Annotated in this window: 20 protein-coding genes; 7 read left to right on the top strand and 13 right to left on the bottom strand. The window is 69.4% G+C overall.

Annotated features, from left to right (window positions below; translation table 11 throughout):
* Nucleotides 1–27: 27 nt before the first annotated feature.
* From ABIA33_RS11320 to ABIA33_RS11310, 3 genes are all read right to left on the bottom strand, one after another.
* Nucleotides 28–504, bottom strand: a complete 477-nt coding sequence (locus ABIA33_RS11320; RefSeq protein ID WP_370080041.1) for a hypothetical protein — start codon at nt 502–504, stop codon at nt 28–30.
* 512 nt (nt 505–1,016) lie between these two features.
* Nucleotides 1,017–2,231, bottom strand: coding sequence for an MFS transporter (locus ABIA33_RS11315; RefSeq protein ID WP_370080039.1), 1,215 nt, complete (start codon nt 2,229–2,231; stop codon nt 1,017–1,019).
* Nucleotides 2,232–2,477: 246 nt separating this feature from the next.
* The gene (locus ABIA33_RS11310; RefSeq protein ID WP_370080037.1) at nt 2,478–3,401 is read right to left on the bottom strand and encodes a TauD/TfdA dioxygenase family protein; all 924 of its coding nucleotides are present in this window, start codon (nt 3,399–3,401) and stop codon (nt 2,478–2,480) included.
* Nucleotides 3,402–3,598: 197 nt separating this feature from the next.
* Between ABIA33_RS11310 and ABIA33_RS11305 the strand changes: the two genes are divergently transcribed.
* Complete coding sequence (locus ABIA33_RS11305; protein ID WP_370080035.1) at nt 3,599–4,234, top strand: TetR/AcrR family transcriptional regulator; 636 nt, start codon at nt 3,599–3,601, stop codon at nt 4,232–4,234.
* Between the two features lie 126 nt (nt 4,235–4,360).
* Here the strand turns inward: ABIA33_RS11305 and ABIA33_RS11300 are convergent, their stop codons facing one another.
* Nucleotides 4,361–5,680 carry a chloride channel protein gene (locus tag ABIA33_RS11300; protein ID WP_370080399.1) on the bottom strand — a complete coding sequence of 440 codons (1,320 nt, stop codon included), beginning with the start codon at nt 5,678–5,680 and terminating at the stop codon, nt 4,361–4,363.
* Between the two features lie 89 nt (nt 5,681–5,769).
* Entirely contained in the window at nt 5,770–7,203 is a 1,434-nt protein-coding gene (locus ABIA33_RS11295; RefSeq protein ID WP_370080033.1) for a DUF2252 domain-containing protein, read from the bottom strand.
* Between the two features lie 395 nt (nt 7,204–7,598).
* Between ABIA33_RS11295 and ABIA33_RS11290 the strand changes: the two genes are divergently transcribed.
* Nucleotides 7,599–8,987 (top strand): MFS transporter, encoded by a 1,389-nt coding sequence (locus tag ABIA33_RS11290; protein ID WP_370080031.1) that lies wholly within the window; start codon nt 7,599–7,601, stop codon nt 8,985–8,987.
* A gap of 155 nt (nt 8,988–9,142) precedes the next feature.
* Here ABIA33_RS11290 and ABIA33_RS11285 read toward each other — a convergent pair whose 3' ends face one another.
* Entirely contained in the window at nt 9,143–10,426 is a 1,284-nt protein-coding gene (locus tag ABIA33_RS11285; protein WP_370080029.1) for a hypothetical protein, read from the bottom strand.
* A gap of 520 nt (nt 10,427–10,946) precedes the next feature.
* On the opposite strand from ABIA33_RS11285, the gene ABIA33_RS11280 reads away from it, so the two are divergent.
* Nucleotides 10,947–11,600, top strand: coding sequence for a GAP family protein (locus ABIA33_RS11280; protein WP_370080027.1), 654 nt, complete (start codon nt 10,947–10,949; stop codon nt 11,598–11,600).
* Nucleotides 11,601–11,623: 23 nt separating this feature from the next.
* Here ABIA33_RS11280 and ABIA33_RS11275 read toward each other — a convergent pair whose 3' ends face one another.
* Nucleotides 11,624–12,577, bottom strand: coding sequence for a DUF389 domain-containing protein (locus tag ABIA33_RS11275; protein WP_370080025.1), 954 nt, complete (start codon nt 12,575–12,577; stop codon nt 11,624–11,626).
* A gap of 235 nt (nt 12,578–12,812) precedes the next feature.
* On the opposite strand from ABIA33_RS11275, the gene ABIA33_RS11270 reads away from it, so the two are divergent.
* The 3 genes from ABIA33_RS11270 (at nt 12,813) to ABIA33_RS11260 (ending at nt 17,389) form a co-directional block, all read left to right on the top strand.
* Entirely contained in the window at nt 12,813–14,636 is a 1,824-nt protein-coding gene (locus ABIA33_RS11270) for a glycoside hydrolase family 15 protein (RefSeq protein WP_370080023.1), read from the top strand.
* 22 nt (nt 14,637–14,658) lie between these two features.
* The gene (locus tag ABIA33_RS11265) at nt 14,659–15,609 is read left to right on the top strand and encodes a cyclase family protein (protein WP_370080021.1); all 951 of its coding nucleotides are present in this window, start codon (nt 14,659–14,661) and stop codon (nt 15,607–15,609) included.
* Between the two features lie 199 nt (nt 15,610–15,808).
* Nucleotides 15,809–17,389: a GMC oxidoreductase gene (locus ABIA33_RS11260; RefSeq protein ID WP_370080019.1), complete on the top strand. Its 1,581-nt coding sequence runs from the start codon at nt 15,809–15,811 to the stop codon at nt 17,387–17,389.
* 12 nt (nt 17,390–17,401) lie between these two features.
* On the opposite strand, the gene ABIA33_RS11255 is transcribed toward ABIA33_RS11260, so the two are convergent.
* The 5 genes from ABIA33_RS11255 to ABIA33_RS11235 form a co-directional block, all read right to left on the bottom strand.
* A complete protein-coding gene (locus ABIA33_RS11255; protein ID WP_370080017.1) occupies nt 17,402–19,201 on the bottom strand; it encodes a cation:proton antiporter in 1,800 nt (599 codons plus the stop codon).
* Between the two features lie 124 nt (nt 19,202–19,325).
* Nucleotides 19,326–20,375, bottom strand: coding sequence for a cytochrome d ubiquinol oxidase subunit II (locus ABIA33_RS11250; RefSeq protein ID WP_370080014.1), 1,050 nt, complete (start codon nt 20,373–20,375; stop codon nt 19,326–19,328).
* Nucleotides 20,372–21,889 carry a cytochrome ubiquinol oxidase subunit I gene (locus ABIA33_RS11245; RefSeq protein ID WP_370080012.1) on the bottom strand — a complete coding sequence of 506 codons (1,518 nt, stop codon included), beginning with the start codon at nt 21,887–21,889 and terminating at the stop codon, nt 20,372–20,374. Before ABIA33_RS11245 ends, ABIA33_RS11250 begins: the two co-directional genes overlap by 4 nt.
* Complete coding sequence (locus tag ABIA33_RS11240; protein WP_370080010.1) at nt 21,886–23,259, bottom strand: NAD(P)/FAD-dependent oxidoreductase; 1,374 nt, start codon at nt 23,257–23,259, stop codon at nt 21,886–21,888. The genes ABIA33_RS11245 and ABIA33_RS11240 overlap by 4 nt, the downstream gene beginning before the upstream one ends.
* Nucleotides 23,260–23,266: 7 nt before the next feature.
* On the bottom strand, nt 23,267–24,106 hold the full coding sequence (locus ABIA33_RS11235; protein WP_370080008.1) for an SDR family oxidoreductase: 840 nt from the start codon (nt 24,104–24,106) through the stop codon (nt 23,267–23,269).
* A gap of 375 nt (nt 24,107–24,481) precedes the next feature.
* On the opposite strand from ABIA33_RS11235, the gene ABIA33_RS11230 reads away from it, so the two are divergent.
* Nucleotides 24,482–25,015, top strand: a complete 534-nt coding sequence (locus ABIA33_RS11230; RefSeq protein WP_370080006.1) for a gluconokinase — start codon at nt 24,482–24,484, stop codon at nt 25,013–25,015.
* A gap of 196 nt (nt 25,016–25,211) precedes the next feature.
* Here ABIA33_RS11230 and ABIA33_RS11225 read toward each other — a convergent pair whose 3' ends face one another.
* Nucleotides 25,212–26,207 carry a helix-turn-helix domain-containing protein gene (locus ABIA33_RS11225; protein WP_370080004.1) on the bottom strand — a complete coding sequence of 332 codons (996 nt, stop codon included), beginning with the start codon at nt 26,205–26,207 and terminating at the stop codon, nt 25,212–25,214.
* Nucleotides 26,208–26,215 lie beyond the last annotated feature (8 nt).

The raw sequence follows: 26,215 nt of genomic DNA, 5'->3' as shown, positions 1-26,215 counted from the left end.
CACGCACCGGTGGCGCTCCGTGCCGGCTCAGCCCCGATGGTTCCAGCGGTTCCACTTCGGCTCGACCAGAGCCCACTCCTCCTCCCAGGAGCGGTCCACTCGCTTGTTCAGTGTGTGCCGGGCCCAGGCATGTCCGCCGGCCAGGAGCGTGGCGGCCCCGGCGAACGCCGCCACCGCGTACGACACGGCAGTGCCCGCGCTCTCGGCGGCCGCACGCGGGGCGGCCTGCGGGACGTCGTTTCGGTCGGCCCAGATGACCACGTGGTCGCCCGGCCCTGTGGAGTCCGGGACCGTAGCCTGCGCGGTGTGTTTGCCGGCGGCGTCGGTCCAGTCGACCGTCGCGGTCCTGACGCCGCGGTCCGCCGCGAAGGGGGGTGCGACCGCGACCGCGACGACCCGGTGCAGTTGTTCTGCCTGCCGCAGCGCGGACGCGCGGTCGGCGACGTAGAGGTGGAGGCCCAGCAGGGCGGACAGGGCGGCGGCGACGACCACACTCAGGGCCAAGAGCGCCGGCAACCAGTCCCGGACGGAGTCGCTGCGGCGCCTCAGCGGATTCCGCCGCCGGGGCTCGGGCCCCGGTGGGTGCGGTGCGATTGACGGCGTAGCCACCGCCTCCCTGGTCCTCCATGAGAGGCAACGGATCCGGAGGACCGAGGCTTCTCGAGCGAGGGGTTGCAGAACGTGGCGATTCCATCGTGCTGCCATCGGCCGACGTGTGCCTGCCGAGAAACGATTCCTGCAGGTCACAGCCTTGAATGAACGGTCCGCGGCGGGGGGTCAGTTCCCGGGCCGGTCGGCACTGGCGAGCGGCCGACGAATGCGGCCCGCAAGACGAGCCTCACGGCGACAGTTCCGCCCAGATGGTCTGCCCATCGGGGTGCAGCGGGGTGCCCCGGGCATCGGCCAATTGGGTGCTCGTGAACTGGCCTCCCCGCCCCCCGTGCTCGCCGCATGGCGCGGGTGCGGGGAGGTGCCCGAACCCTCGCAGACTTCCACGACGAGTTTGCGCTCTCGGATCAGGCGCAACTGGACGGGTGGGCGGCGTCGCGGGCCGGGTCGATCAGGGTGAGGGCTGCGAGAGCTCCCACCAGCAGGAGCACACCCGAGAGCAGGACCGCGGTCTGGTAGCCCGTCACGCCCTGACTGTCGACCAGCTTTCCGACGACGGCCGGGGCGATCAGGCCCGCGGTGGTGACCACGGCGTTCATCGTGCCCAGAGCACCGCCGCGCCGGGCGGGCGGAGCCAGTTCGGCGATTGTGGTGACGGCGACGGACGCGAAGGATCCGCCCAGCCCGAAGCCGACGACCAGCAGCGCGGTCCTCGCTGCGTTGCTGTCCGCCAGCGGAAAGGCCAGGCAGGCAGCGGCCCCGAGCGCCAGCAGGCCGCCGCCGACCCCGCCGCGCGCCCAGCGGCTGCCGACGCCGCGTCGCATGAGCCAGCCGGTGAGGGCTGCCTGGCCGAGGAGCACGACGGCGCCCAGGAGCCACGGCAGTGCGACGAGCCGTCCGGAGACGGCGGCGGAGTGACCGAGCCCGTTGCGCAGATAGGAGGGCATCCAGACGAGCATCAGTGCGACGCACCAGTAGGTGGCGAAGTAGGCGACGGTAGTGCCGATCCAGGTACGGCTGCCGAAGATCCGACGGTACGGGGGCCTTGCAGCGGACTCGGCGGATTCGGCTGACGGCGGCTCCGGGGCGTCGGCGCGGTACGTCCCGTCGCCGCCGAGCACCGCCCACAGCAGGGCCCACACCGCACCGGCGGCCGCGACCACCCACAGCGCGGCGCGCCAGCCGTGGTGGCCGATGACCCAGGTCAGGCCGGGGGCGGCGGTGATCACGCCGAGCGTGATGCCCAGGGTCACCAAGGCCCCGGGCAGGTTCCGTCGGTGGTTGGGGAAGAAGGACAGCGCCGTCTGCTGGGCGACCGGGTACGCGGGGCCTTCAGCAGCCCCGAGCACGATCCGCGAGCCGACCAGCACAGCCAGACCACCGCCCAGAGCCGCGGGCACCTGCGCGACCGACCAGAGCACGGCCATGCACAGCAGCAGCCACTTCGGCCGCACCCGGTCGGACAGCAGACCCACGGCGATCGCCGCCACCGAGAACAGCAGGAAGAAGGCACTGTTGGCGAGCCCGAACGCGGTCGCGGACAGCCCCATGTCCGCGCGGATCTCGTCGGCGGCGAGGCCGAACACGGACTTGTCCGCGAAGTTGACCATCATGAAGACCATGAGCAGGCCAGTGACCGTCCAGGCACGACCGCCTGATCCCGGATCCGCTGACGCGGCTGTGCTACGCGGTCTGGCAGGGGTGTCGGACGCGGTCACGGGAGTCCTCCGAGAAGGTGCTGGGGCTGGGGCGTGGACAAAGCGATCAGAGGTGCGCATACGCGGCCCTGCGCTGGTGCGAGGGCACCGCGGTGCCGCAGCGGTCCCGGCTCCGGACAGGGCAGCCGGGCCGTTGCGGCGCCCGGGAATTCAGGACAGCGGGACTCCGGCGATCGCGATGCGCTCCATGACCCGGCGCTGCGGGTAGTAGTCGTTGATCGCGTAGTGCTGGACCGCGATGTTGTCCCAGATCGCGACGGAGTCCGGCTGCCAGCGGAAGCGCACCTGGAACTCGGGGATCCGGGCCTGCAGGACGAGCTCGCTGAGCAGTTCCTGGCTCTCGGCGTCGGAGAGGCCGACGATCTGCGTGGTGAAGGGCTCGTTGACGTACAGCACCTTCCGGCCGGACTGCGGGTGGCGGACGACCACCGGGTGCTGCACGGCCGGCAGGTTCTTCCGGAGCCCGGCGATCTGCTCCTCCGTCATGAACGAACCCCAGGTGGGCACCCAGTCGTGCTCGGCGGTGAGCCCTTCGATCCGGGCCTTCATCTCGTCACTGAGGTTGTCATAGGCGACGGCCATGTCCGCCCACATGGTGTCCCCGCCGGCCGGCGGCACCTCGACGGCACGCAGGACCGAGCCCAGGGCGGGCGCGGCCATGAAGGAGTGGTCGCTGTGCCAGATGTTTTCGTTGCCGATCGCCATGGCGTCCTTGGCCAGCCGGGAGACACCCGGGGTCTCGGCCTTGGGGAAGAAGGGGTTCGCCTCCGGTTCCCCCCAGACCGCGGCGAGCGCGAGGTGGTGGTCCGGTCCGAAGTCGTGCTGGTCGCGGAAGAAGACCACCTTCCACTCGAGCAGCGCCTGCCGCAGCTCGCCGGCGAGGTCCTCACCGATCGGCTTCGAGAGGTCGACGCCGGTGATCTCGGCACCGATGTGCGGGGTGAGCGGCAAGACGTCCAGGAACCGGTACTCGGCGTCCGGGGCTCCAGGGGCAGTGCGGTCCAGAACGCGGCGCCCGAAGTGGATCAGGGGCTTGTCCAGGATGGACGCGGGCGAGACGGCAGACATGGCCATGGGTACCTCCAGGGGGGCGGCCACTGATTCGTTACCGGAAGTATCGATATCTGCGAGCGACCCGGCAAGGGTCTGCGGGCTTCAATTTCGTTACCTGCGGTATTCATTCTCGGGACGACGCGCCCCCATCGGCGCACTGACAGCAGGTCGCGCGGTGCGGCAGCGTCGGTGTCGGCGTCGGCCTTTATGCTCGGACCATGGTCAGCACACAGGCGCGCGGGGTCGAGCGGGGGCCGGGGCGTCCTCGGGAGGCACGTGTCACCGGTGCCGCCCTGAAAGCCGTGATCGAGCTGATAACCGAGCAGGGCGTCGCCGCCGTCACGATGGACGCTGTGGCTGCACGTGCGGGGGTGAGCAAGCCCGCGCTGTATCGCCGCTGGCCGTCCAAGCAGGCCTTGATCGTCGCGGCCGCCGAGACCCGCATCGGACCGCTCTCGGTGCCCAACCAGGGCGATCTCCGGGCCGAGCTGCGCGAAGTGTTCACCGCGCGGTTGGCATCATACCGGCTGCCGGGAACCGACCGGCTGCTGGCCGAGTTGATCGGCGCCGCCAGGAGGGACAGCGTCCAGCGGGAGGAGTACGCCGCGTACGCCGACCGTGTGACGAGTGAGACCCGGATCATTCTCGAGCGCGGCCTTGCCCGCGGTGAGGTGAGGTCGGACGTCGACATCCGGTCCGCGGCCACGCTCGTGGCAGCGCCGCTGGTCTATCGCCTGCTGGCGGAACGTGAGCTGCCCGACGCCCGCTTCGTCGACGACCTGGTCGAGCTCACTGTCCGTGCGGTCGCACCCTTGGACCTGCACGAGGCACTGCCCGGGGGAACGAAGGACTGACGTTCGGTCACACGCGGCCTCCTCGTGAGCCGTCGCGGCTTCGTGCCGCGCAACCGGCGCCACCGGCCGGATTCCTGGCGACTCTGCTGGTCGGCGCTCAGGGGATCAAGACCGACCCGGGTGAAGTCACCGGCTCGCCCGGCCGCCCTCGTCCCCGGCCGCCGGCTCACCGCCCGCCGACCGGGACGCCTCCGGCTCGGCGGCGGGTGCGGCGGCGGGTGGCGGGGTGAGCCTGAGCGTGAGGACGTAGGAGACCACGACAGCCACGATCACCAGCGGCATCACGGTGATCCCCTGCGTCCCCAGGAGCAGGGTGGCCAGCAGCACGGAGACCATCGGGAACTTGAGCATCGCGGCAGACATGGCGCCGACGCCCATAGCGAGCCCGGCGGTCTCGCCGAGCCCGGGCAGGTGGGAAAGCGCGATGCCGCCGGCTGCGCCGATGAACATGGAGGGGAACACCGGACCGCCGCGGAATGCCGACAAGGACACCGAGTAGGCGACCGCCTTGCAGGTGACGAGCACCACGAGGGCGCCTGCCGAATACTGTGCGCTGTTTTCGAGGAGGGGGCCGAGTCCGCTTTGCCCCGAGTACAGGACTCCCGATGCCGCGTGGCCGGTCCACTCCGCGTAGACGAGCGCGATCACACCGACAACGACGCCCGCGAGGACCGTCGCCGGCAGCCGGCGCGGCTCGACCAGTTTCAGCAGGTGGAGCGCGAGCCACCGGATCCCGGCGGCAACGAGAGCCGCCGCCACTCCGATCAGCAGCGCCCAGCCGAACTCGGCGACGTCCGGTTCGGCAGCATGGGGGACGTCCGGCAGCACCAGCGAGTAGGTGCCCAGACCGGTCCACGAGCCCAGGCCGGTGAAGATCAGCGCACCGATGCCGGAGGCCAGCAGGCCGGGCACCAGGACGACGCCGAGCAGCGGTCCGCCCAGGCCGGACATCTCCATCAGCAGGAACGCTCCGAGCAGGGGCGAGCCGAGCAGCGTGCTGATCGCGGCGAAGCTCCCGGACGATCCGACGACGGCTGTCGCCTGTTTCGGGAAGGACTTCCGCGTGAGCCGCAGCGCGGCCACGGCCAGGCCGCTGCCCAGGGCGATGAGCGGGGCCTCCGGACCGATGACCGCGCCGAGGCTCAGAGAGACCAGTGCGGCCAACGTGACACCGGGCAGGTAGGCCGTCGGGGTCGGGCCGGACGCCACGAACCCCCGGGCCGGTTCGTGTCCGCCGTTGCCAGGGAGGTATCGGATGATCGGGGCGACCAGGAGTCCGGCCACGGCGAGCAGCGGCACCGGCCACCAGTTCGGCGTGCCGTGGAAGCCCAGCGCCTTGGGCAGGTCCGTGTAGGTCAGCGACTGGAGCTCGTTGACGAGCGCGAGAAAGCCGAAAGCCGCCGCCGAGATCGGGATGCCGAGGACCGCGGCGATCAGGAGCAGCATCACGTATCCGCGGCTGCGGACGAGCGTGAGCGGGTCTGGGGCGGCTGCCGGAGGCTTGCCTTCAGGCTCGACCGGACGGCTCGGGGCGGTCACGCCGAGGACTCCACGGTCTCTGCCCGCAGCCGGCCGGCCGCGACCGCGTCGAGGAGCGCCTGGTGGTCGCGTTCGTTCTGGTCGGCGTAGGACTCAGCGAACGCCCCTACGGCGCGGTCGAAGGACACACCGCGGCCCAGGTAGGCGGCGATGGCGATCCGGTCGCCGGACCTGGCGTGCGCGCGGGCCAGGGTGGCGCCGCACATCTCGCCGAACGTTCTCATGCCCTCCGGCAGCATCTCCTCCGCCACGGCGATGCCCTTCCAGTCCCGCAGTTGGCGGATGTAGAAATCGCGGCGCCGGCCGTCGATGCCGTCCACCCGCTCCCAACCGAGGAAGATGTCGCTCGCGGCCTGCATCAGGCGCTGGCCGGAGACCACCCGCTCGCCCTGGTTGCGGTACTGGCTCGCACCGACGTGGGCCGCGAGTACCGAGTCGTCGGCCTCCTTGGCCTGCAGGAACAGCGGGTCCTGGCCGTCCCGGCCGAGCAGCAGCAGGATCCAGCACCGGGTGCCGACACTGCCGACGCCGACGACCTTGCGGGCCACGTCCACGAGCTGGTACTGCTCCAGCAGGGTGCGCCGGTCCGCCGACAGGGTGCGGCCGTAGCGTTCGATCAGGCCGCGGATCTCCTGTTCCAGTGCGCCGCGGGTCACGTCCGGGAGCAGGTCGGAGAGCGGTACCAGCAGCGGCGGGTCGGCGGCGATCCGGACCTGACCCTCCACCGTCTCGGTGAGCTTCTCGAAGGCCTGCAGGCTGTCGCGGGTGCGGGCCTTGGCCATCTCGTGCGCGAGGGTCTTCCGGCCGCGCTTGTGGATCCGGCTCGCGGCGAACTCCCGGAGCCGGTCCGCGTCCATCCGGGCGTACCAGACGTCGAGGTTGCGCATCGCCGCGAAGCGGGCCATGGCCTCGCGGTACGACCGCACGGCGGCCCGCACGATGTCCGCCCGCTCGGCGTCGTCGAAGCCGTTCGCACGTCCGGCGATGACCAGGCTGGCCGAGAGCCGTTTGACGTCCCACTCCCAGGGCCCGGGCAGGGTCTCGTCGAAGTCGTTGATGTCGAACAGCAACTGCCGCTCCGGGGAGGCCAGCAGCCGGAAGTTCAGCATGTGCGCGTCGCCGCACAGCTGGGCCCTGATTCCGGAATCGGGCGAGCCGGCCAGGTCGGAGGCCATGATTGCGGCGGCGCCCCGGTAGAACCGGAAGGGGGACTCACTCATTCGGCCATAGCGGATCGGCACGAGTTCCTGGACCCGGAGGGAGGACTGGGCCTCCAGGATGTCCAAGCAGTCGGGCCGGTCCTTCGACGGCTGGTACTCCGCGTGGCTCGACCGGGGAACGCGGCGGCGGGCCTCCCTACCGCGGGCCGCGCGCTCCTCGGGAGTGGCGTGCACCTCAGGGGGCGGGGCGGCGGCCGTTTCCTCGGACATCGAAGACCTCCTGACTGACCGGTGACTGGAATGGACAAGTACAAAGCCCTTTCGACCGATCATCGCGGCCGGGGCCTGATTCGGCATCACGGGACGCCTGAGCCGCGAGGCGCGGGGGCGGCGCGGCCATCAGAGGTGGAGGCGTAGCGCACGTCGGATGTGGCTGACGCTCCGTGCCGTCCTGTCCCCCACACCGGCCTTGAGCCCGTGCGGGGGAAACGGCGGACCCGTGCGGTGGCGGCGGCAGCTCATTTGGCCACGAGTGTCGGCGCGCCCTGCTGTTCCCGGGGCTGCTGCATGGCATGTTCGGGCTGGCGGGCACGAGCGCTCTCGGCTCCGGCCCTGTACGTCGGCCCCGCGTACGAGTGGCCCCGGCCGTCGGAAAGGACCTCGCGGTGACCGCAGCAAACACCCCCTCCACGCACTCGGCGACGCAGAGGCGTGTGCTCGCGCCGCTCGCGCTGGCTCAGTTCATCTGCAGCTTCGCCGGTTCGAACATGAACGTGATGATCAATGACATCAGTCACGACCTGGATACCACCGTGCAGGGCGTCCAGGTGGCCATCACGGTGTTTCTGCTGGTCATGGCGGCCCTGATGATCCCCGGCGGCAAGGCGACCGACCGCTTCGGCCGCAAGCGGTGCTTCCTGGCGGGTCTGGCTGTGTACGGGGTGGGCGCGTTGCTGAGCGCCGCCGCGCCGGGGCTGGGCGTGCTGATCCTTGGGAACTCGATCCTGGAGGGTGTCGGTACGGCCCTGTTGATCCCGCCGGTGTACATCCTCACCACGATGCTGTTCGGCGACCTCACCGCCCGCGCCCGGGCGTTCGGGGTCATCATGGCGGCGGGCGGGGTGGGCGCCGCGGCCGGGCCGCTGATCGGCGGGCTGATCACCTCCGGGATCAGCTGGCGGGCGGCATTCGTGTTCCAGGCCCTGGTGATCGCGGTGATCATGGTGCTGAGCCGCTCGGTCGTCGATCCACTTCCACCGGACCCCACGCGGTCGTTCGACGTCCGCGGCGCTGTGCTGTCCGCGGCCGGCCTGATCCTGGTGGTGATGGGCATCCTCGCCGCCGACAACAACCTGTGGCTGAGCGCCGGGCTGATGGCGGCCGGCATTCTCGTGCTGGCGTGGTTCCTGCACTGGGTGCGCACCGAGGAGCGCTCCGGCCGCGAGCCTCTGCTGTCCACCGAGCTGTTCCGCGACCGTGCCTCCAACCTTGGGTTGGTCACCCAGAACGTCCAGTGGCTGCTGCTCATGGGCACCTCGTTCACGGTGGCCACGTTCCTGCAGGTCGTTCGCGGCTACGACGCCATCCAGACCGGTGTGATCTTCACAGCTGCGACCCTCGGCGTGCTGTCCTCGTCCCTGGCGGCCGAGCGGCTGGCGAAACGCAGCCCGCAGCGGACCCTGATCATGGCCGGGTTCGTGGTGTCCATCGCCGGAGTCGGCATTCTCCTCGCTCTGGTGGCGGGTTCGCCGAGTCCCTGGGCCTTCGCCCCAGGGCTGCTTCTGATCGGGCTCGGCCTCGGGGTGATGCTCACCCCCTCTGTCAACCTGGTGCAGTCGGCCTTCCCCGAGGAGCGTCAGGGGGAGATCTCAGGGCTGTCGCGAAGCGTGTCGAACCTCGGCTCGTCCTTCGGGACCGCGATCGCCGGCACCATCCTGGTGTCCGGCCTCAGTGACCACGCGTATGGGGCAGCGATGGCCGTCCTCGCGGTAGCCGGTCTCCTCGGCCTGGTGTCGGCCGCCCTGCTGCCGCGCTCCGCGCAGCCCCGAGCCTGAGCGGGCCCGCGGGGCGATGGATCACCGTGCTGGCAGCGGTGGACGCTGGGCCTGTACGTCACACGCGGACGTCACCTCGGCTCTGCCCGGGAGTTCCTGCCGCGCCCGGGCGATGGCCACGGTGCTCGGTACCTGCGCACCCGGGCCGGCAGCCGTCAGGGTGCCGGAAGGATGGATCCTCCGGTTTGCGGAGTCGGCGGCGGGCCCGCGTCATCCAGGAACTCCACCACGGCGACGGCTGCAAGAACGACGACGGTCAGCCAGAACACCACCCAACCAGTGGGGTAGTTCCACAGTGCCAGGATCAGCGCTGCCACGAGCAGTACCGCCAGCAGTACCCAACGCTTGGCGCGGTGCACCCACGGCCCGACCGGACCGAGTCCGAAACCGGCGTGCTCTCGCAGCCAAGCGATCCCGGTACGGCACCACGTCCGTAGCTTCACCGCGTAGCGGCCGTGGCCGCCGAGGTACGCACCGAGTGCCACGACCAGGCCCAGGACTCCGACCGCTCGGATGGTATGCCGAAGGAAGAACACGAGCTGGTCAAAGATCGCTGCTGCTGCGGGTTGAGAGACGCTTTGGGGCAGGTGGGTGAGATAGATGTGGCGGGCCGCAGCGAGTCCGATGCCCAGCACCAGCATGCCCACGGCAACGCCCAGAGCCGCGGCCACCAGGGCTCGGCGACGACGGGCGGCGAGCCACACCCCGCCGGCAGCGATCAGCACGGTGATCAGAGGCAGCCAGTTGCCGATCGCGTTCAGCAATCGGTAGCCGGTTTGGGCCTTGTGGACGTCGGGGGAGGTGAGCAGCGTGAACTGCGCGTTCACCGTGGGAATGTGCGAGGCCACGCCGACTCCGTTTGCCACGAGTTGCTGCTTGACCTGGCTGACTGCCGGCCCCAGGTCGATGACCACGTTGTTTCCCACGGCCTGGAGCGCAGTTGACTTCTTCCCGGAGAGGAGGTTGTCCACCGCGGTGTGAGCCGCGCGGTTCGCAGCCGTCCAGACCGTGGCGAAGGCATCGCTGGTGACGACCTTCTGGGACACCGTGTGCACCAGATTGGTCACGCCGCTGGTCACGGGCCCCGCCAGCAGACTGTTGAGAGCTGCAGCGGCCTTCGGGGGCACCCTCGTGCCTGCGACGGCCTGACTGGCCTGGTTCACCAGCGAGGGCACGTCGATCTGCTGGATGACCAGGTCGGTGATCCGGTTGGCTGCGGCGTCCTGGATCGCGGGGTTCTTGGCGAGCGGGGCCATGGTGGCGACATACCGCTGCGTGTCGGTGATCTCGGAGTGCGCGTACACGGCCACCACGCACAGCGGGGCGAGCACCCAGGCCACCACCAGCAGCAGCAGCGAAGCGAGTGAACGCCCGCGGTGATGCGGCGGCCTGGACGGGGCGGACTGGCCCACGGGCTGCGCGGGTTCGTTCATTGTCACGTCTGGTTCTCCCTTGGGCGGTCCATGGATCCAAGGGAAACCCGCCGCCGACGGCTCCGCGACCGCACCGATGCAACCGGGCGACGGGACCCCTGCCCACGTGGTGGGAGTGTGGGGTCCCGTCGGGACTGCCGGACTCTCGCCGAGCAGGTCAGTTGGACCAAGGACAAGGTCCGGCGAGGATCCGGCGCAGTGGGTGATCGCCCGCCGGCTTTCGCTGCCCGCAGGCGACGCGCTTCTGCGAGGGGACCGCCGCCGTCCTTTCGACTTCAGCCAGCCGACTGCCGGCCGCTCGCGATGCCTTTTTGGATTGACGCGCTCACAATCGAGAACAACGAGACACATCGCCGTGGTTGAGGCGATGAGTTCGCCAAAGATCCCCTGCTACAGCGGTGCACACCACGACGGCACATCGGGCGAACATCCTGGCCATCACCCACACGAGGAGCCGATTTGGACCATCTCGATGGCATCGGACTGATCGACCACTACCCCAGGACGCCGGCCGTGGGCGGCAACGATGGTTGTTGACCTCCTCGTCATCGGCACGATGATCACCTTGGGGCCGTTGCACAACACCGCCTTCATCCTGCTGCTCACCGCGGACAAGGGTGTGCGCAAGGGGCTGGCATTCATCCTGGCATGGCTCGCCTGCCTCGTTCTGGTGATCGCCGTTGTGGTCCTGCTGACGGGTGGCCAACCCCCCGCGCCCAGAAGCGCTCCTTCCACCGCGGCTGAGGCCGTCAAACTGGCCCTGGGCGTCGGAATGGTTCTCTACGGAGAGCACAGGCGGCGCCAGGGCAGGCAGGGCAGCCGGCATCGCGAGTCCCCCAAGTGGATGTCGAGACTGGACCATGTCTCTGCATGGACGGCGGCCGGGTTCGGCGTCCTTCTTCCGCCATGGGCCATGGTTGCCGCAGGCGCTGCGACGGTGGTGCAGGCGAACCTCTCCTCCGTCGGGGCATATCTGGCTTTGACGGGATACTGCCTTCTGGCGACCTCGAGCCTGCTGGGGATGGAGTTGTACGCGACGTTCGCGCCCACCACCGCCGGGCCTCAGCTCAGTCGCGTGCGCACCTGGATCAACGGTCACCAGGACCAGGCGATCGTCGCCCTGTCGCTGATGCTGGGGCTGTGGCTGGCCGGGAAGAGCATCTACGAACTCGTCCGGTGACGTCGACGTCCCGGACGGTTCCGTCACCGCCGGGCAGCCCGCCCGCTGCGAATTCTGACCCGCCGCCAGATCGCCCGCTGACCCTTGAGCGTGACCGTGCCCACCGCGATCAACACGACGATGTTGACCAGCAGTTGAATGAGCGATCCGCGAACCTCGCTCCAACTGGTGAACGCGGTGGACACAGCGATGTCAGCGGCTGCCGGAATGGTGGTGACCGAGATGAACACCCCGAGCAGGGCGCTCGTCCTGGCTTCGGTCAGCGAGACGATTCCAACGATTCCAGCCAGTGTCGCAACGGCGAACGAGAAGAAGTTGGGCGTATTGATCAGGTTGGAGACCGGGCGCACTCCCACACTGAACGCCTTCGACTGCAGACCGAACCCGCGGATCAGCAGGCTGAAGAGGAACGTGGCGACGATGGCCAACAGGAAGCCGACGAGCAGCGCGAACAGCCCCTGCCGGATCCTCGACCAGTCGCCTCTGTCGATGCCCAGCGCGATGGCGACGATGGCGCCGTACTCGGGGCCGACAACCATCGCTGCGACGATCAGAATCTGGGAGTTGGTCACGATTCCCACCGCCCCGATGAGGCCCGCGACAACCAGGTAGAGGTAGAAGCTCGGCGCGTACGTCCCCTCCGCGCGGATGCGCGCCTCGACCTCCTCCCAGACAGGTGCACCGGCGAGGGCTCCGAGCTGACGAGCTCCGGCTTCGGCCGCCCTGCCGGAGAAGGCCATGTCCACCGGTTCGATGACGATGGAGCCGCGGCTGTCGAGGTGCAGCTCGCGGAGGCTGCGCAGGACTTCGTTCGCCGCTCCGGTCAGCACGTCGCACGCGATTGCGTCGCCGTCCGGGTTTCGGGCGATACCCGGCTGTACGACCAGATTGAGGACACAGGGATCCCCGGCGAGAATCGCGACGGCATCGTCGGTGAGGTCCGGGGGGCTTACCGCGCGGACATGGATCATGCCCATTCTGAACCTCCGAGAGTCCTGAACGTCCCTGCGTGCTCGCTCCGCTGCAGGAGAGCCCGGCCTAGATCTTCAGCACCCTCCTAGTGGTCATCTCCAGTAACACCGCGCGCGCAGTCATCGGCAAACCAAGGCCTGCGCGGCGAGCGGAGGGGGCGTCTCGAGCAATGGCATCACACCAGGCGAATGGATCGATCATGTCGGATAGTGGGTCGGGTGGGGGTTGATTCGAGATTGGATGCCCATGGACCGCTATCCACCCATCGCCGATCACGGCCTGGTAGGCGATCTGCAGACCTCCGCCCTGGTCTCCTCGCAGGGCGTCGTGGACTGGTTCGCCGCCCCCAGGTTCGACTCACCCAGCATCTTCGCCGCGCTGCTCGACCACGACGGCGGCGGGTACTTCCGCCTGGCAGCCGAGCAGCCCGAAGGCAGCTACAAGCAGCTCTACTATCCGGACGCCGCCGTTCTGGTGACGCGGTTCATGTCACCGGACGGGGTCGGCGAGGTGATCGACTGCATGCCGCCCAACACCAGCCGCACCCCGAGCGACCGGCACACGCTGATCCGAGCCATTCGCGCCGTGCGCGGGACCGTGCGGTTCGCGCTGGAGTGCCGACCGCGATTCGACTACGGCCGGGCCAGCCACGAACTCGACCTACGGCCCGAGGGCGCCGCGTTCCGGGCTCCCGGGATCACCGCGCACCTGCAGGCCTCGTTCCCCCTGGAGCGGGACGGCCACGACGTGCGCGGCACGGTCACCCTGAGCGCCGGCGAGACGGCGGCGGCCGTGTTCACCGTCTGCGACGCCGACGGAGCGGCACCGGCACCACCCACCTCCGACGGGATCACCCAGCAGCTGTGGGAGATCGTCGACTTCTGGCAGCGGTGGGTGCGGACCTCGAACTACCGGGGCCGCTGGCCCGACATGGTGCACCGTTCGGCCATCACCCTCAAGCTGCTCACCTACGCCCCCACCGGCGCCCCGGTCGCCGCAGCCACCATGGGCCTGCCCGAGCAGGTCGGCGGCGAACGCAACTGGGACTACCGCTACACCTGGGTCCGCGACGGCTCCCTGTCGGTCCGAGCGCTACTCGACCTCGGCTTCGCCGAGGAGGCGACCGCGTTCACGCACTGGCTCCGTAACCGCCTCCACGACCATGAGGGCAAGAACGGAGAGCCGCTGCAGATCATGTACCGGGTCGACGGGGAACCCCTGCTGACGGAGGAGATCCTCGAACACTTCGAGGGATACCGCGGCTCGTACCCCGTTCGCGTCGGCAACGCGGCTGCCGACCAGTTGCAACTCGACATCTACGGCGAGGCCATGTACGCCCTGTCCGAAGGGCGCGAGATCGGCCTGCAGGCCGACTACCGCGGCTGGAAGTCCGTCGCGCGCACCCTGGACTGGCTCGCGGACAGCTGGGACCGGCCTGACGAGGGCATCTGGGAGACCCGCGGCGGACGCAAGGACTTCACCTACAGCCGGGTGATGTGCTGGGCGGCCTTCGACCGCGGTCTTCGGCTCGCGGAGGAGTGGCGCCGCCCCGCCGACACGGCCAAGTGGACGCAGGCCCGCGACGCCATCCTGGAGCAGGTGATGGAACGGGGCTGGAGCGAGAAGGAACAGGCGTACGTCCAGCAGTACGACGGCGGCGTGCTGGACGCATCGCTACTGCTGATGCCCCGGGTCGGATTCGTCGGCCCCAAGGACCCCACGTGGCTGTCCACCCTGGACGGCATGGACCGCACCCTGGTCTCCGACAGCCTGGTCTACCGCTACGACCCGGCCGCCTCCCCGGACGGCCTGCGCGGCTCGGAGGGCACCTTCAGCCTGTGCACCTTCCTGTACGTCGATGCACTGGCCCGCTCCGGGCGCCTGCGCGAAGCCCGGTACACCTTCGAGAAGATGCACACCTACGCGAACCACGTCGGCCTGTTCGCTGAGGAGGTCGGCCCCAGCGGCGAGCAACTGGGCAACTTCCCCCAGGCGTTCACGCACCTGTCACTCATCATGGCAGCCACCACCCTCGACGACGCGCTCGACCGACAGCGCCACTGACCGGCGGCAGGGACTGCTTCTGATGCGCGCAGACACCGGACCCGGCACTGCACCACGTCTGAGCGAGGACGAGTTCCGCGCGCTGTACCGGCGGCTGCGCGCGGCGGCCGCCGGCGGCGGCTCCGGTCGCCGGGGAGCCTTGGACACGATCACACCGGAGAAGGTACGAGCAGCCGCCGAGGAGATACGCACCGGTCGGACCGTGACCCTGGCCGCGCCGGTGGAGACCGAGCCCGGACCCGACAACCCACAGCCCGCAGGTCACCGCCTCACCAGCCCGCCCGAGGAGGAGGCGGACGCCTGCGGGCTGCACTTCGCCACGGACCGCTTCAGCATGAACGTGCACGGCGACGCCGACAGCCATCTGGACGCTCTCTGCCACGTGGTCTACGACGGCACCCTGCACGGCGGCGTCCCTGCGGCAACTCTGACAGCGGCCGGGGCCACCGCGCTGTCGGTCGAGGTGGCCCGCGACGGGATCGTCGGCCGCGGCGTCCTGCTCGACATCCCACGGCTGCGCGGCGTGCCCTGGCTCGAACCGGGCGACCATGTGACCGCCGACGACCTGGCCGCCGCCGAGACGGCGCAGCATCTGCGGGTCGGCGAGGGAGACCTGCTGTTCGTCCGCGTCGGCCACCGCCGACGGCGCAGCGAATCCGGACCGTGGGACGCCGCACACGCCCGGGCCGGACTCCATCCCGCCGCCATGGAGTTCCTTGCCGAGCGGCGCGTCGCCGTGCTCGGCAGTGACAGCAACAACGACACGGCTCCCAGCTCGACGGAGGGCGTCGCCTTCCCCGTGCACGTGCTCGGGGTCCACGCCCTGGGGCTCCATCTGCTCGACTACCTCCAGTTCGAAGACCTGGTGCCGATCTGCGAGCAGGAGGACCGCTGGTCGTTCCTGTGCGTGGTCGCGCCGCTACGGCTGCCGGCGGCCACCGGGTCCCCCGTCAATCCGATCGCGATCCTGTGAACCTGGGCGTTCGGGTGAATGGCGAAGCCCGCTCGTCTGGTCGACTCGCCTCCAGGAGCGACGCCCGATACGTTGCGAATTGGCACTGATTGGCCGACGAAGACAGGCAGCTTCGACTGCGCGCGCGAGCCATGAGTGGGCCCTTTGGGGGGCATCCCCGCCGGGGCGACGACCAACGACTTCGAGGACGGTGGCCCGCGTGGCCGACGATCAGCACTACGACGTCATCATCATCGGGACCGGTGCGGGTGGTGGCACGCTCGCCCACCGGCTCGCGAGCACCGGCAAGCGGATCCTGATCCTGGAACGGGGAGGCTACCTGCCGAGGGAACGGGACAACTGGGAGTCCACCGCTGTCTTCGTCAAGGGCAAGTACCTCGCCCCCGAGTCCTGGTACGACAAGCACGGCAACGAGTTCCAGCCCGAGGTCAACTACTACGTCGGGGGGAACACCAAGTTCTACGGCGCCGCGCTGTTCCGGCTGCGTCCCGAGGACTTCGGCGAGCTCCGCCACCACGGCGGAATCTCACCTGCCTGGCCCATCCGCTACGAGGACCTCGAGCCGTACTACACACAGGCCGAGCACCTCTACCTGGTTCACGGACAACACGGCGAGGACCCGAGCGAAGGGCCGGTCAGCGCCCAGTATGCCTATCCCCCGGTGCAGCACGAGCCGCGGATCCAGCAGCTCAGCGACGACATGGAGAAGCAAGGGCTGCACCCGTTCCACTTGCCCATCGGGGTGAACCTCACCCAGGACGAGCACGGCAACGCGACCAACGACAGTGTCTGCATCCGATGCAACCGGGTGGACGGATTCCCGTGCCTGGTGCGAGGCAAAGCCGACTCCCAGGTCATCTGCGTCGAACCGGCGCTGGAGCACGCCAACGTCCGCATGGTCACCGGCGCCAACGTACGGCGGTTGGAGACCGACCCATCCGGACGCAGGGTCAGCAACGTCGTCACCGAGCTCGACGACGGGTCGATGACGGGTTTCAGTGCCGACATCGTGGTGGTCGCCTGCGGGGCGGTGAACTCCGCTGCCCTGCTACTGCGTTCGGCGAACGACCGACACCCCCGTGGCCTGGCCAACAGTTCGGACGTGGTGGGTCGCCACTACATGCGGCACAACAACCTCGCCCTGATGGCGGTTTCGAACGAGCCGAACGACACCCAGTTCCAGAAGACCCTCGCCGTGAACGACTGGTACCTGGGGTCGGACGACTGGGACTACCCGCTCGGCGGCATCCAGATGCTGGGCAAGTCGGACTCCGACCAGATCCGCGGCGAAGCTCCGCGCTGGGCCGGTCTGGCCTCCCCGGACATGCCCTTCGAAGTTCTCGCCCATCACGCGGTCGACTTCTGGCTGTGCGGAGAGGACCTCCCGCAGCCGGAGAACCGCGTCACCCTGGACGCCGAGGGCAATATCCATCTGGCGCTGGACGAAAAGAACAACATGGAGGGCTTGAAGCACCTGCAGCACAAACTGCAGGGCATGCTGGGGCATCTGGGCATGCACCCGCACCACCTGCTCCCGCACAGCATCTATCTGCACAAGGGGATGCCGATCGGCGCCACCGCGCACCAGGCCGGCACCGTCCGCTTCGGCGACGACCCGAAGAGCTCGGCTCTGGACGTGAACTGCAGAGCCCATGACCTCGAGAATCTCTACGTCGTGGACACGAGTTTCTTCCCGAGCATCGGCGCTGTGAACCCGTCACTGACCGCCATCGCCAACGCACTTCGGGTCGGCGACCACCTCGCGGAGCAGCTGCGCTGACGACGGTCGCGCCTACTCCCCCTCCGTGCTCCCGGCCACCACCTCCCCCGGCCGCTGCCCGGAGGGGGGACTCAGCACGATCGCAACGTCGCCGGCCTGCGGCGTCGGGCGCTCGGATGCGGTGACCGGGGCGAGCCGCCCGTCCGGGCGTACCAGGAACAACACCTCATACCCGGTGGGGATCTCACCGTCGACCTGGTGGGTCACGATCCTCGCTCCACCCTCGTACCGGCGGGCCAGCTCAGGCCGGCTCAGCTCAGCACCGAAGAGGGTCTCGCCCCCTGTGTAAGGGGCGACAACGCCATGGCTGCGGCTGGGCGGTCCGAGGCGGTGGACGGGACCCTCCACACTCCCCCGCAGGGTCATGGACGCGAGAGCATTGAAGTCGTCCTCCTCGGTGAGGAGCAGGACGCCGGTGATTCCTTCCAGCTCCGCGCCGGTGCCGGAGGCGGCCGCGAGCAGTTCCCCCGGTGCCAGCTCAAGTCCGGCCTCCGCGATCCGCTCGCGTTGCCGGTCGAGGCCCGCCCACATCAGCACGTCCAACCCGGCCGAGCGCAGGGCCCGTCCCAGGTCGACCGCCCACTGGTCGCCGCCCACGAGCAGCGGCCGCGAACGCGCCGATCGAAGGACCTCCAGGCGTCTGGCGACAGGTTGCGCGGTCAGGCCGTACACCATGACCGTGGCGACGATCACCACGAACGTGGCGGGCAGGATCTTCTCGGCGCCACCGATGCCTTTGCTGACCAGCGTGGGCGAGAACGTCGAGGCAGTGGAGGCGGCGACGATGCCGCGCGGTGCCATCCAACCGATGAACCATCTCTCCCCGCCCGGAACGTCCGTGCCCACGGTGGAGAGCCCGGCGACGAGCGGCCTGACCACGACAACCAGGATGGCGACGAGGCCCAGCGTCGGCAGCACCACGTGCCGCAGGGATTGCGGCGTGACGGTGGCCGAGATGGAGATGAACAACAGCCCGATGATCAGCGACACCAGCGTCTCGAAGAAGGGTCGGCGCGCCGGTAGATCCAGGCCGGGTAGGTTGGCCAGGGCCATCCCCATGACGACCGCGGCGATGAGGCCTGTGTCGTCACGAACCGCGTCGCAGGCGGCTGCCAGGCCGACGACGGCGGCGAGTTGCACCGTCGTGCCCAGCACCTCACCAAGCCGCAGGTGACGAAGAAGTAGCCACAGCAGCGCCGCGCCCACGGCTCCCCCCACCGCACCGACGGCCGCGCTGGCCGCGAACTGTCCCAGTTGGGCCCCGAATCCCTTCCGATTGCTCGCGACAACGGCATGGAAGACCAGGGCGCCCAGGATGCCGCCGACCGGGTCGATCAGTGAGCCCTCCCACACCAGGATGCGCTGGAGTCGCTCCGTCGGACGGACGAAGTTGAGCAGAGGACCGACGACCGTCGGCCCGGAGACGACAAGAATCGCTCCCAGCATCACGGCCGAGCGCTTGGACATGCCGAGCAACGGTGCCGCAAGAAGCGCAGCAGACACCCAGGTGATGAGCACGCCGAGCCAGATCAGCCTGATCACCACGCGGCGTGTGTGTCCCTGGAGTCTCCGCAGGTCCAGGCCGAGGCCGGCGTCGTAGAGGATCACCGCGACCGCCAGGGACACCATCGGGGAGAAAGCGGCGCCCAGCAAGCGGTCGGGATTGACGGTGCTCGTCAGCGCACCGGCGGTGAATCCGACTGGTAGCAGGAGGATGAGTGCAGGGATGCGAAGCAGGCTCGCCAGCAGCTGGGAGCCGACGGCGAGCACGACGATCAGTCCCAGACCTTCCAGAATCTGATTCGTTGTCACAGCTGTGCCTCCGGGCTCTCGACTCACTTGACGAGCTGACAGATGCTCTCGCCGACCAGCCATGGGCCGAGCCGTGCGAAGTGCGACGTCGGTGGCGGACGATGTCAGTGGCGGACGATCCGCCTCAGAGCGGGGAGGTGCCGGGGCGGCTCGCGCCGCCCTCGACGTCCGCGTCCGTCTGCGCTTCGAGGAGACCGCGCGTGTCGAGGCGGTAGAGCAGGAACAGCGCCGGTCCGACCAGGACGATCGCGATCGCGGTGACCAGCATCAGCCACTGCAGTGTCCTGGTCGCGCCGGCGGCCTGCTGCACGGTGAGGGAGGTCGGCACCAGGTAGGGGCGCTGCGCGGTGCCCCAGGCGGCGATGACCAGGGCGACGGCGGCGACGGAGGTGAACCGGGCCCATCCTGCTCTCCGCCCGGCGACCAGCCACGCGGTGGCCAGGGCGGCCGCCAACGAGAGGAGCACCAGCAGGAGTCCGAGTCCGTGGGTGAGTCCGTGGTAGACGTAGGAGGTGTGCTTGTGGGTGGTGGCGAGGCCGATCAGCGCCAGGATGCCCACAACGACCAGGGCGAACCAGGACCGCAGCCGGAAGTACCTCTCCAGGTCCGGGGCGTCGAAGCGGCGGGCGTCCGCGGTAAGGAACACCGCTCCCAGGAAGGCCGTGGCCGCGACCGCGAGCAGGCCGGCGATGATGGAGGTGGTGTTGGCCCACACGTCGGCCGATGCGGTGACGCCCGGAGCGGCCCGACCGGACGCCACACCGCCGACCGCGGCTCCCAGGAAGAACGGCGTCAGCAGTGAGGAGACCGCGAAGACGGCACCGTAGATCCGGCGTCGGGCCAGCCGCGTGGTGGGCTTGCGCAGCGCGAATCCCGCGCCGCGCAGCACCAGGCCGACGGCGGCCAGGGCCAGCGGCAGCCACATCGCGCTGAAGACGGCCTCGAAGAAGACCGGGAAGCCGGTCCACATGAGGATGAACACGAAGATCAGCCAGACGTTGTTGACTTCCCAGACCGGTTCCATCGCGTGGTCGATCAGCCAGCGCGGACGTTCTCCCCGCTCGGTCCCGCCGGCGACCAGGTCCCAGAACCCGGCGCCGTAGTCGACGCCTCCGCCGCAGGCGTAGGCAGCGACGGCCAGGAGCAGGATCCACGCCACCACACCGGCGGTCATTCGGTGCCTCCCTTCGACGGTCGGGGCCCGTGGTCGGGCCGCAACGCGGAGGACCCGGAGGACCCGCCGGAACCGGAGGCCCCGGGGGCGACTGCGGCCGGTTCCGGTCGGGGCCCGTAGGGGGTGTCGGTCTCCGGGCCCTCGCCGGGTGGCGGGACATGGCCCTGGTCGACGCGGCGCCAGCGTCGGCTCATCATCCGGACCACTCCCACGAACGCACCGAACACCAGCACATAGACCACCACCACGATGCCGAACATGGTCCAGAGCGAGCCGGCCTTGGTGGGTGTCACCGCGTCGGACACCCGCATGTACTGGTAGACGATCCAGGGCTGCCGGCCCACCTCGGTGGTGATCCAGCCGCATTCCACGGTGATCACGCTGGCCACCCCGGCGAGGGCGGCGCAGCGGAAGAACCACCGCGTCTTGGGCAGGTCCCGGCGCCACAGCCAGTACACGGCGTACCACAGGGCGAGCAGGATCAGCACGCTGCCGATCGTGGCCATGATGTCGAAGGTCCAGTGCACCAAGGTCGCTTCCGCCGCGGTGGGCCGGTCGGCGGCCGGGACCGAGGTCAGGCCCGTGACCTGCGTGTTCGCGCTGAAGCCGGCGAGGAAGGAGTCCAGGTCGGGGATCTTCAGGCCGCCTTTGACGCTTCCGTCGGACTCCAGTCGGCCGAAGAGGTACTCGGGGACATGGGTGCCGGTGTTCCAGACGATCTCGGCGGCGGCGAACTTCTCGGGCTGCTTGTGGTAGATCTGCCGCGCGATGTTGTCGCCGAGGAAGAACTGCACCGGGGTGAGGATGGCGGCGACGGTGAACGGCACGGTGAAGCCGAGCTTGTGATAGCGGTCGCGGCGTCCGCGCAGCCAGCCCACCGCGTAGATGCCGGCCACGACATAACCCGCCGTCAGGAACATGGCGGCCACGAAGTGCCAGTACTCGGGGCCGAACATCGGGGTGAACACGGCCTGCTGGACACTCACGTTCATCGGCTTGCCGCTGGCGTCCAGGGTGAAGCCCTGGGGGGTGTTCATCCAGGAGTTGGCGCCGATGATGCCGAAGGCGCCCATCAGCGCGGCGAACGGCAGCGGCACGGCGAGCCAGAAGTGCGTCCACGGCTTGAGGCGGCGCCAGCCGTAGAGGTAGATCGCGATGAGCACCGCCTCCAGGAAGAACGCCCACGCCTCGACCCCGAAGCCCAGACCGAAGACGTCTCCCCAGGTGCCCATCATCTTGGGCCACAACAGGCCGAACTCGAACGACAGCACGGTGCCGGTCACGATGCCGACGGCGAACTGGACGGCCATCACGGCTGACCAGCGCCGGGCCAGCAGCAGGGCGACCGGATCGTTCTTCCGCAGCGCCCGGTGGTGCATCACCAGGGTGATGAACGGCAGCGCCACGCCCAGCGGCACGATCAGGATATGGGTGCCCAGAGTGAAGGCCATCAGCTGGCGGGCGGGCGCCTCCTGCGCGGGGCTGCTCGCCAGCAGGGCCGTAAGGGTGTTCATGCGGGCCTCGGTGGATCGTGCCGGGTGACCGTGGGATCAGCCGGGGGGCCGGACAGGGACGCCGCGTCCGCCTCCGCGGTCTGCGATCGGGGTGAGGTGAAGGCGCGTTCGCGCCTTGAGCCGGAGGCGAAGACCACCGCCCAGCTGATCAGCGCCCCGAGCCGACTGCGGAAGCCGGTGAGGAAGACGATGTGGATGAACAGCCAGATCAGCCAGCCCGGCACGCCGGACGCGTGGAACCGGCCCATCTTCACCACGGCCCGGCCACGGGAGATGTAGGCCGCGCTGCCCAGATCCAGATAGCGGAACGGGCGCGGCCTCCGGGTCCGGCCCTCGACGGCGTGGCGGATCCGGCGGCCCGCATAGGCGCCGCTCTGCATCGCGACCTCGGCCAGGCCGGGCAGCTTGTTCAGGCTCATGAGATCGCCGACGACCCGGATCTCCGGATGGCCGGCGATGGTGAGATCAGGCTCGACCATGATCCGCCCGGCCCGGTCCTGCTCGGCTCCGGTAGCCCGGGCCAGCGCCGTGGCCAGGGGTGGGGCTTCGACCCCGGCGGTCCACAGGACCGTGCGCGCTTCGAAGCGTTCCGTGCTGCCGTCGTGCCGGCGGACCGTCAGGCCCCGCTCGTCCACACCGGTGGCGATGGAGCCGAGGCGGATCTCGACGCCGAGGCTGTGCAGCGTCCTGGCCGCACGGCGGGCCAGGACCGGGCCGAACGCTGCCAGCACCGCGTCCGCGCCGTCGAAGAGCAGCACCCTCGCCTGGCTCGGGTCGATGCTGGTGAACTCCCGGTCGAGGGTGTGGCTCGCGATCTCCCGGATCTGCCCCGCCAGCTCGACCCCGGTCGGACCGGCCCCCACCAGCGCGAAGGTGAGCCAGGCGGCACGCTCCTGCGGGTCCTCGGCAGCCTCCGCCATCTCGAACGCGCGATAGAGCTTTCGGCGCACGCCCAGGGCGTCCTCCAGGGTCTTCATGCCCGGGGCGTGCTGTGCGAACTCGTCGTGTCCAAAGTAGGACTGCTTCACGCCTACGCCCACGATCAGATCGTCGTAGGGAAGTGCGAGCTTTCCCCCGTCCGGGCGCTCGGCACGGACAATGCGCTCAGTGACGTCCACGTCGGTGGCCGTCGCCAGCAGGCAGCGCACATTGCCATGGCGGCGCAGGACGGCGCGCAGCGGCTGCGCGATCTGACCGCTGGAGAGGATGCCCGAGGCGCACTGGTACAGCAGCGGCTGGAACAGGTGGTGCGCGCAACGATCGACCACGGTCACCGCGACTGGCGCGTTGCGAAGCGCCCGAACGGCGAACAGGCCGGCGAAACCGCCGCCGAGGATCACTACCCGGCGAGGGGTGATGTGGTCGTCCACCGGGGGGTCAGCCTCCGGTGGCGAAGCCGGGGAAGAGGGTCATCCCGCCGTCGACGAAGAGCGTGGTGCCCACGACGTAGTCCATCAGGTCGGAGGCCAGGACCGTCACCGCGTCGGCGATGTCCTCGGGGTCGCCCACCCGGCGGTAGGGGATCAGCTTGAGGAGATCGGCCTCTGCTTCGGGGGTGTCCCAGGCGCTGCGGTTGATGGGGGTGCGGATGGCTCCGGGCGCGACGGCATTCACCCGGATCCCGTGCGGGCCCAGTTCCTGCGCCAGCGTCTGCATCAGCATCAGCACTCCGCCCTTGGACGCGGCGTAGTTCACGTGGCCCGACCAGGGGATGATCTGATGGACCGAGCTCATGCAGATGATCTTTCCTACCGCGCGGGACACCTCCGGGACGATGCCCCGGCGCAGGAACTCCTTGGCCGCCTCCCGGGCACAGAGGAACTGGCCGGTGAGGTTCACGTCCAGGACCTTGTGCCACTGCTCGACGGTCATCTCCGTCAGGGCGGCGTCCCGCTGCAAGCCGGCGTTGGCCACCAGCACGTCGATGGTGCCGAACTCCTCGAACATACGGGCGAACATGCCGACGACCTGGCCCTCGTCGGACACGTCCGCCTCATGCGCAAAGGCCCGCACACCGAAGCCCTCGATCTCCTTGACCACCTCGTCGGCCTCTTCACGGCCCACGACGTAGTTGACGACGACGTCGGCTCCTGCCCGGCCGAGCCCGATCGCGGTCGCCTTGCCGATGCCGGAATTCGCTCCGGTGACCAACGCCCTCTGCCCTCGGAGAAGCGGTAGCGAGACGAACCGCCGGTCGCTGTCCACACGTGAGGTCACTGCTGTCTCCTAGTCCTTGGCGTACCGCGTCGTCACCGCGACACAACCATCCCCGGTGGCAGTCGGCAGGGGACGACTCGCTTCGCTCGACCGTTGGAGGTACTCGTGTCCATCCAACGGCGCAACAGAGTGGAACCCGACCGCGCACCGCGCGGAGTGCCTCAAGAGGCGCGCGACACAGCGGCGTTGTCGAGCCGTTGGCCCGGGAGACACCGGTGCCTCGCGGTGCGGATCGGTCCACCCTTGGCCTTGCAGAGCACCAGACCCGGTGGCACGAAGGCAGGGAGGTGCACCCTGGACCAAACGGGTGTTTTGTGTGGACCTGCGGTGTCGGAAGGGGCGAAGGTGACGTCCTCGCACGCAGGATCTCCAGACATGGAGACATCCGGGCGGGCACCGACCATCGTCGTGGTCATGGGCGTCTCGACGTCGGGCAAGACCACGATCGGGCGGATGCTCGCCCAGCGCCTGGGCGTGCCCTTTGTGGAGGGCGACGAGCTCCACTCGGCCGAGAACATCGCCAAGATGACCGCGGGTCAGGCACTGGACGACTCGGATCGCGAGCCGTGGCTACAGGCTCTGGCGGGCTGGATCCGCGAGAGGACTCACGCCGGGAAGGGAGGCGTCGTCGCCTGTTCCGCGCTCAAACACGAGTACCGGGACCTGTTCCGCGAGGCCGGTCCGGGTGTCTGGTTCCTTCACCTTGCCCTGGACCAGGAGACCGCTCGCGAGCGAACCGCGCACCGCGCCGGGCACTTCATGTCGGCGCAATTGCTGGACTCCCAGTACGACACCCTGGAACCGCTGCGCGCAGGTGAACAGGGCCTGACCGTCGATGCGGCGGCCGACCTCGACGCCAACCTCGACCTGGTGCAGGCTGCCATCGCGCCTTTCGAATCCGACAGTTGACCGAAGGCGCCAGGAGCTTGCGCCTTGCCGGTCACGCGGTCGCCCTGGTGAGTTCGGCTTCGGCGAGGGCTTGTGTGCCCCAGCGCTGCGTGAACTGCGCGACCAGGAAGACACCCCGCCGTCCCTCGTCGGTCGTGCGAGCCCGATGCAGGTGGGGGGCAGTGTCGGTCGGCGCGAGTTGTCGCGACGTCCGCGCTCAAGCCCAGCCCTTGCGCGCAGCGTGCCAGCCGAGCTGGACCCGCGTGGTCACACCGGCCCTGGCCATGAGCTGGCCGATGCGGCGCTGTACCGTCCGCCTCGAGAGGCCGAGCTGCCTTGCCGCTGCCTGATCGGTCAACCCCGCGAGCACCAACGCCAGTACCCGCGCGTCGAGTTCGTCGATCTCGCCGGGGCGATGCGCTCCCGCATCGTCTCCGACAGTGTTCGCCGACATGGGATATGCGCGCTCCCATGACATCTCGAAGAACGCGACGAGCATGTCGAGCAGACCACTGGCGTGGACCAGGATCGAGGCGGCGGCCGTGTTCTGGTTGGAATGCAGCGGCACCATGGCGAGGTCGCGATCGACGATCACCATCTTGACCGGCACCAGATCGGCGATGCGCACCTGCTGACCTTGCGCGATGCCGGCGATCACCTCTCCGACCATGCCCGGCGCCAGCAGCGCCTCCCGCTGCAGGATCACCCGGTAGACCACCCCGCGGCGCAGCCCGTCATAGCCTGCCTGGTTCTGCCGGTGGGGTACCACGCTCAGATTGGCCACCATCATCGAGCGGACCTCGCTCCGCGCCGAGTCCTGGATCTGGGCGAAGCGTCGGCGCACAGCGTCGACGTCCGTGATCACCTCGATGACGCCGTCGGAGGCATAGTCGTTTCCGGTGGCGCGATGCTGCTCGACGAGGGCGAGCAGATCGATCTCCGCCGCACGCAAGTCATCGCGCCGCTGCCGAAGCATCGAGCCCAGCGCGACGGCCGGCGGTGCCGCGGTGAACACTGTGGTGCACCCGGCTGCGGTCGCGGTCTCCCTGGCAGCCGCGAGGCCGGAGCCGACCAGCGACGTGAGTATGCGGTCCACAACGGCCGGCGCAAGGTCGGTCAGCGCCGCGAGCTCATCTGCGCCGGAGTTCGGACGGGCAATGAGGAGGCGGTAGATCTCTTCTTCTGCGGTGCCGAGCCCAAGCGCGGTAAGCATGCGCTGCG

The organism is Streptacidiphilus sp. MAP12-16, assembly GCF_041262165.1.
Classification (GTDB): domain Bacteria; phylum Actinomycetota; class Actinomycetes; order Streptomycetales; family Streptomycetaceae; genus Streptacidiphilus.
The sequence above is the reverse complement of the archived record's forward strand: the minus strand, read 5'-3'. Positions and strand labels throughout refer to the sequence as shown.

Coding starts and splice junctions, on each gene's coding strand:
- ABIA33_RS11315 (WP_370080039.1), bottom strand. CDS start 2,231: ATGGTCTTCATGATGGTCAACTTCGCGGACAAGTCCGTGTTCGGCCTC.
- ABIA33_RS11310 (WP_370080037.1), bottom strand. CDS start 3,401: ATGGCCATGTCTGCCGTCTCGCCCGCGTCCATCCTGGACAAGCCCCTG.
- ABIA33_RS11305 (WP_370080035.1), top strand. CDS start 3,599: ATGGTCAGCACACAGGCGCGCGGGGTCGAGCGGGGGCCGGGGCGTCCT.
- ABIA33_RS11300 (WP_370080399.1), bottom strand. CDS start 5,680: ATGCTGCTCCTGATCGCCGCGGTCCTCGGCATCCCGATCTCGGCGGCG.
- ABIA33_RS11295 (WP_370080033.1), bottom strand. CDS start 7,203: ATGTCCGAGGAAACGGCCGCCGCCCCGCCCCCTGAGGTGCACGCCACT.
- ABIA33_RS11280 (WP_370080027.1), top strand. CDS start 10,947: ATGGTTGTTGACCTCCTCGTCATCGGCACGATGATCACCTTGGGGCCG.
- ABIA33_RS11275 (WP_370080025.1), bottom strand. CDS start 12,577: ATGGGCATGATCCATGTCCGCGCGGTAAGCCCCCCGGACCTCACCGAC.
- ABIA33_RS11270 (WP_370080023.1), top strand. CDS start 12,813: ATGCCCATGGACCGCTATCCACCCATCGCCGATCACGGCCTGGTAGGC.
- ABIA33_RS11265 (WP_370080021.1), top strand. CDS start 14,659: ATGCGCGCAGACACCGGACCCGGCACTGCACCACGTCTGAGCGAGGAC.
- ABIA33_RS11250 (WP_370080014.1), bottom strand. CDS start 20,375: ATGACCGCCGGTGTGGTGGCGTGGATCCTGCTCCTGGCCGTCGCTGCC.
- ABIA33_RS11245 (WP_370080012.1), bottom strand. CDS start 21,889: ATGAACACCCTTACGGCCCTGCTGGCGAGCAGCCCCGCGCAGGAGGCG.
- ABIA33_RS11230 (WP_370080006.1), top strand. CDS start 24,482: ATGGAGACATCCGGGCGGGCACCGACCATCGTCGTGGTCATGGGCGTC.
- ABIA33_RS11225 (WP_370080004.1), bottom strand. CDS start 26,207: ATGCTTACCGCGCTTGGGCTCGGCACCGCAGAAGAAGAGATCTACCGC.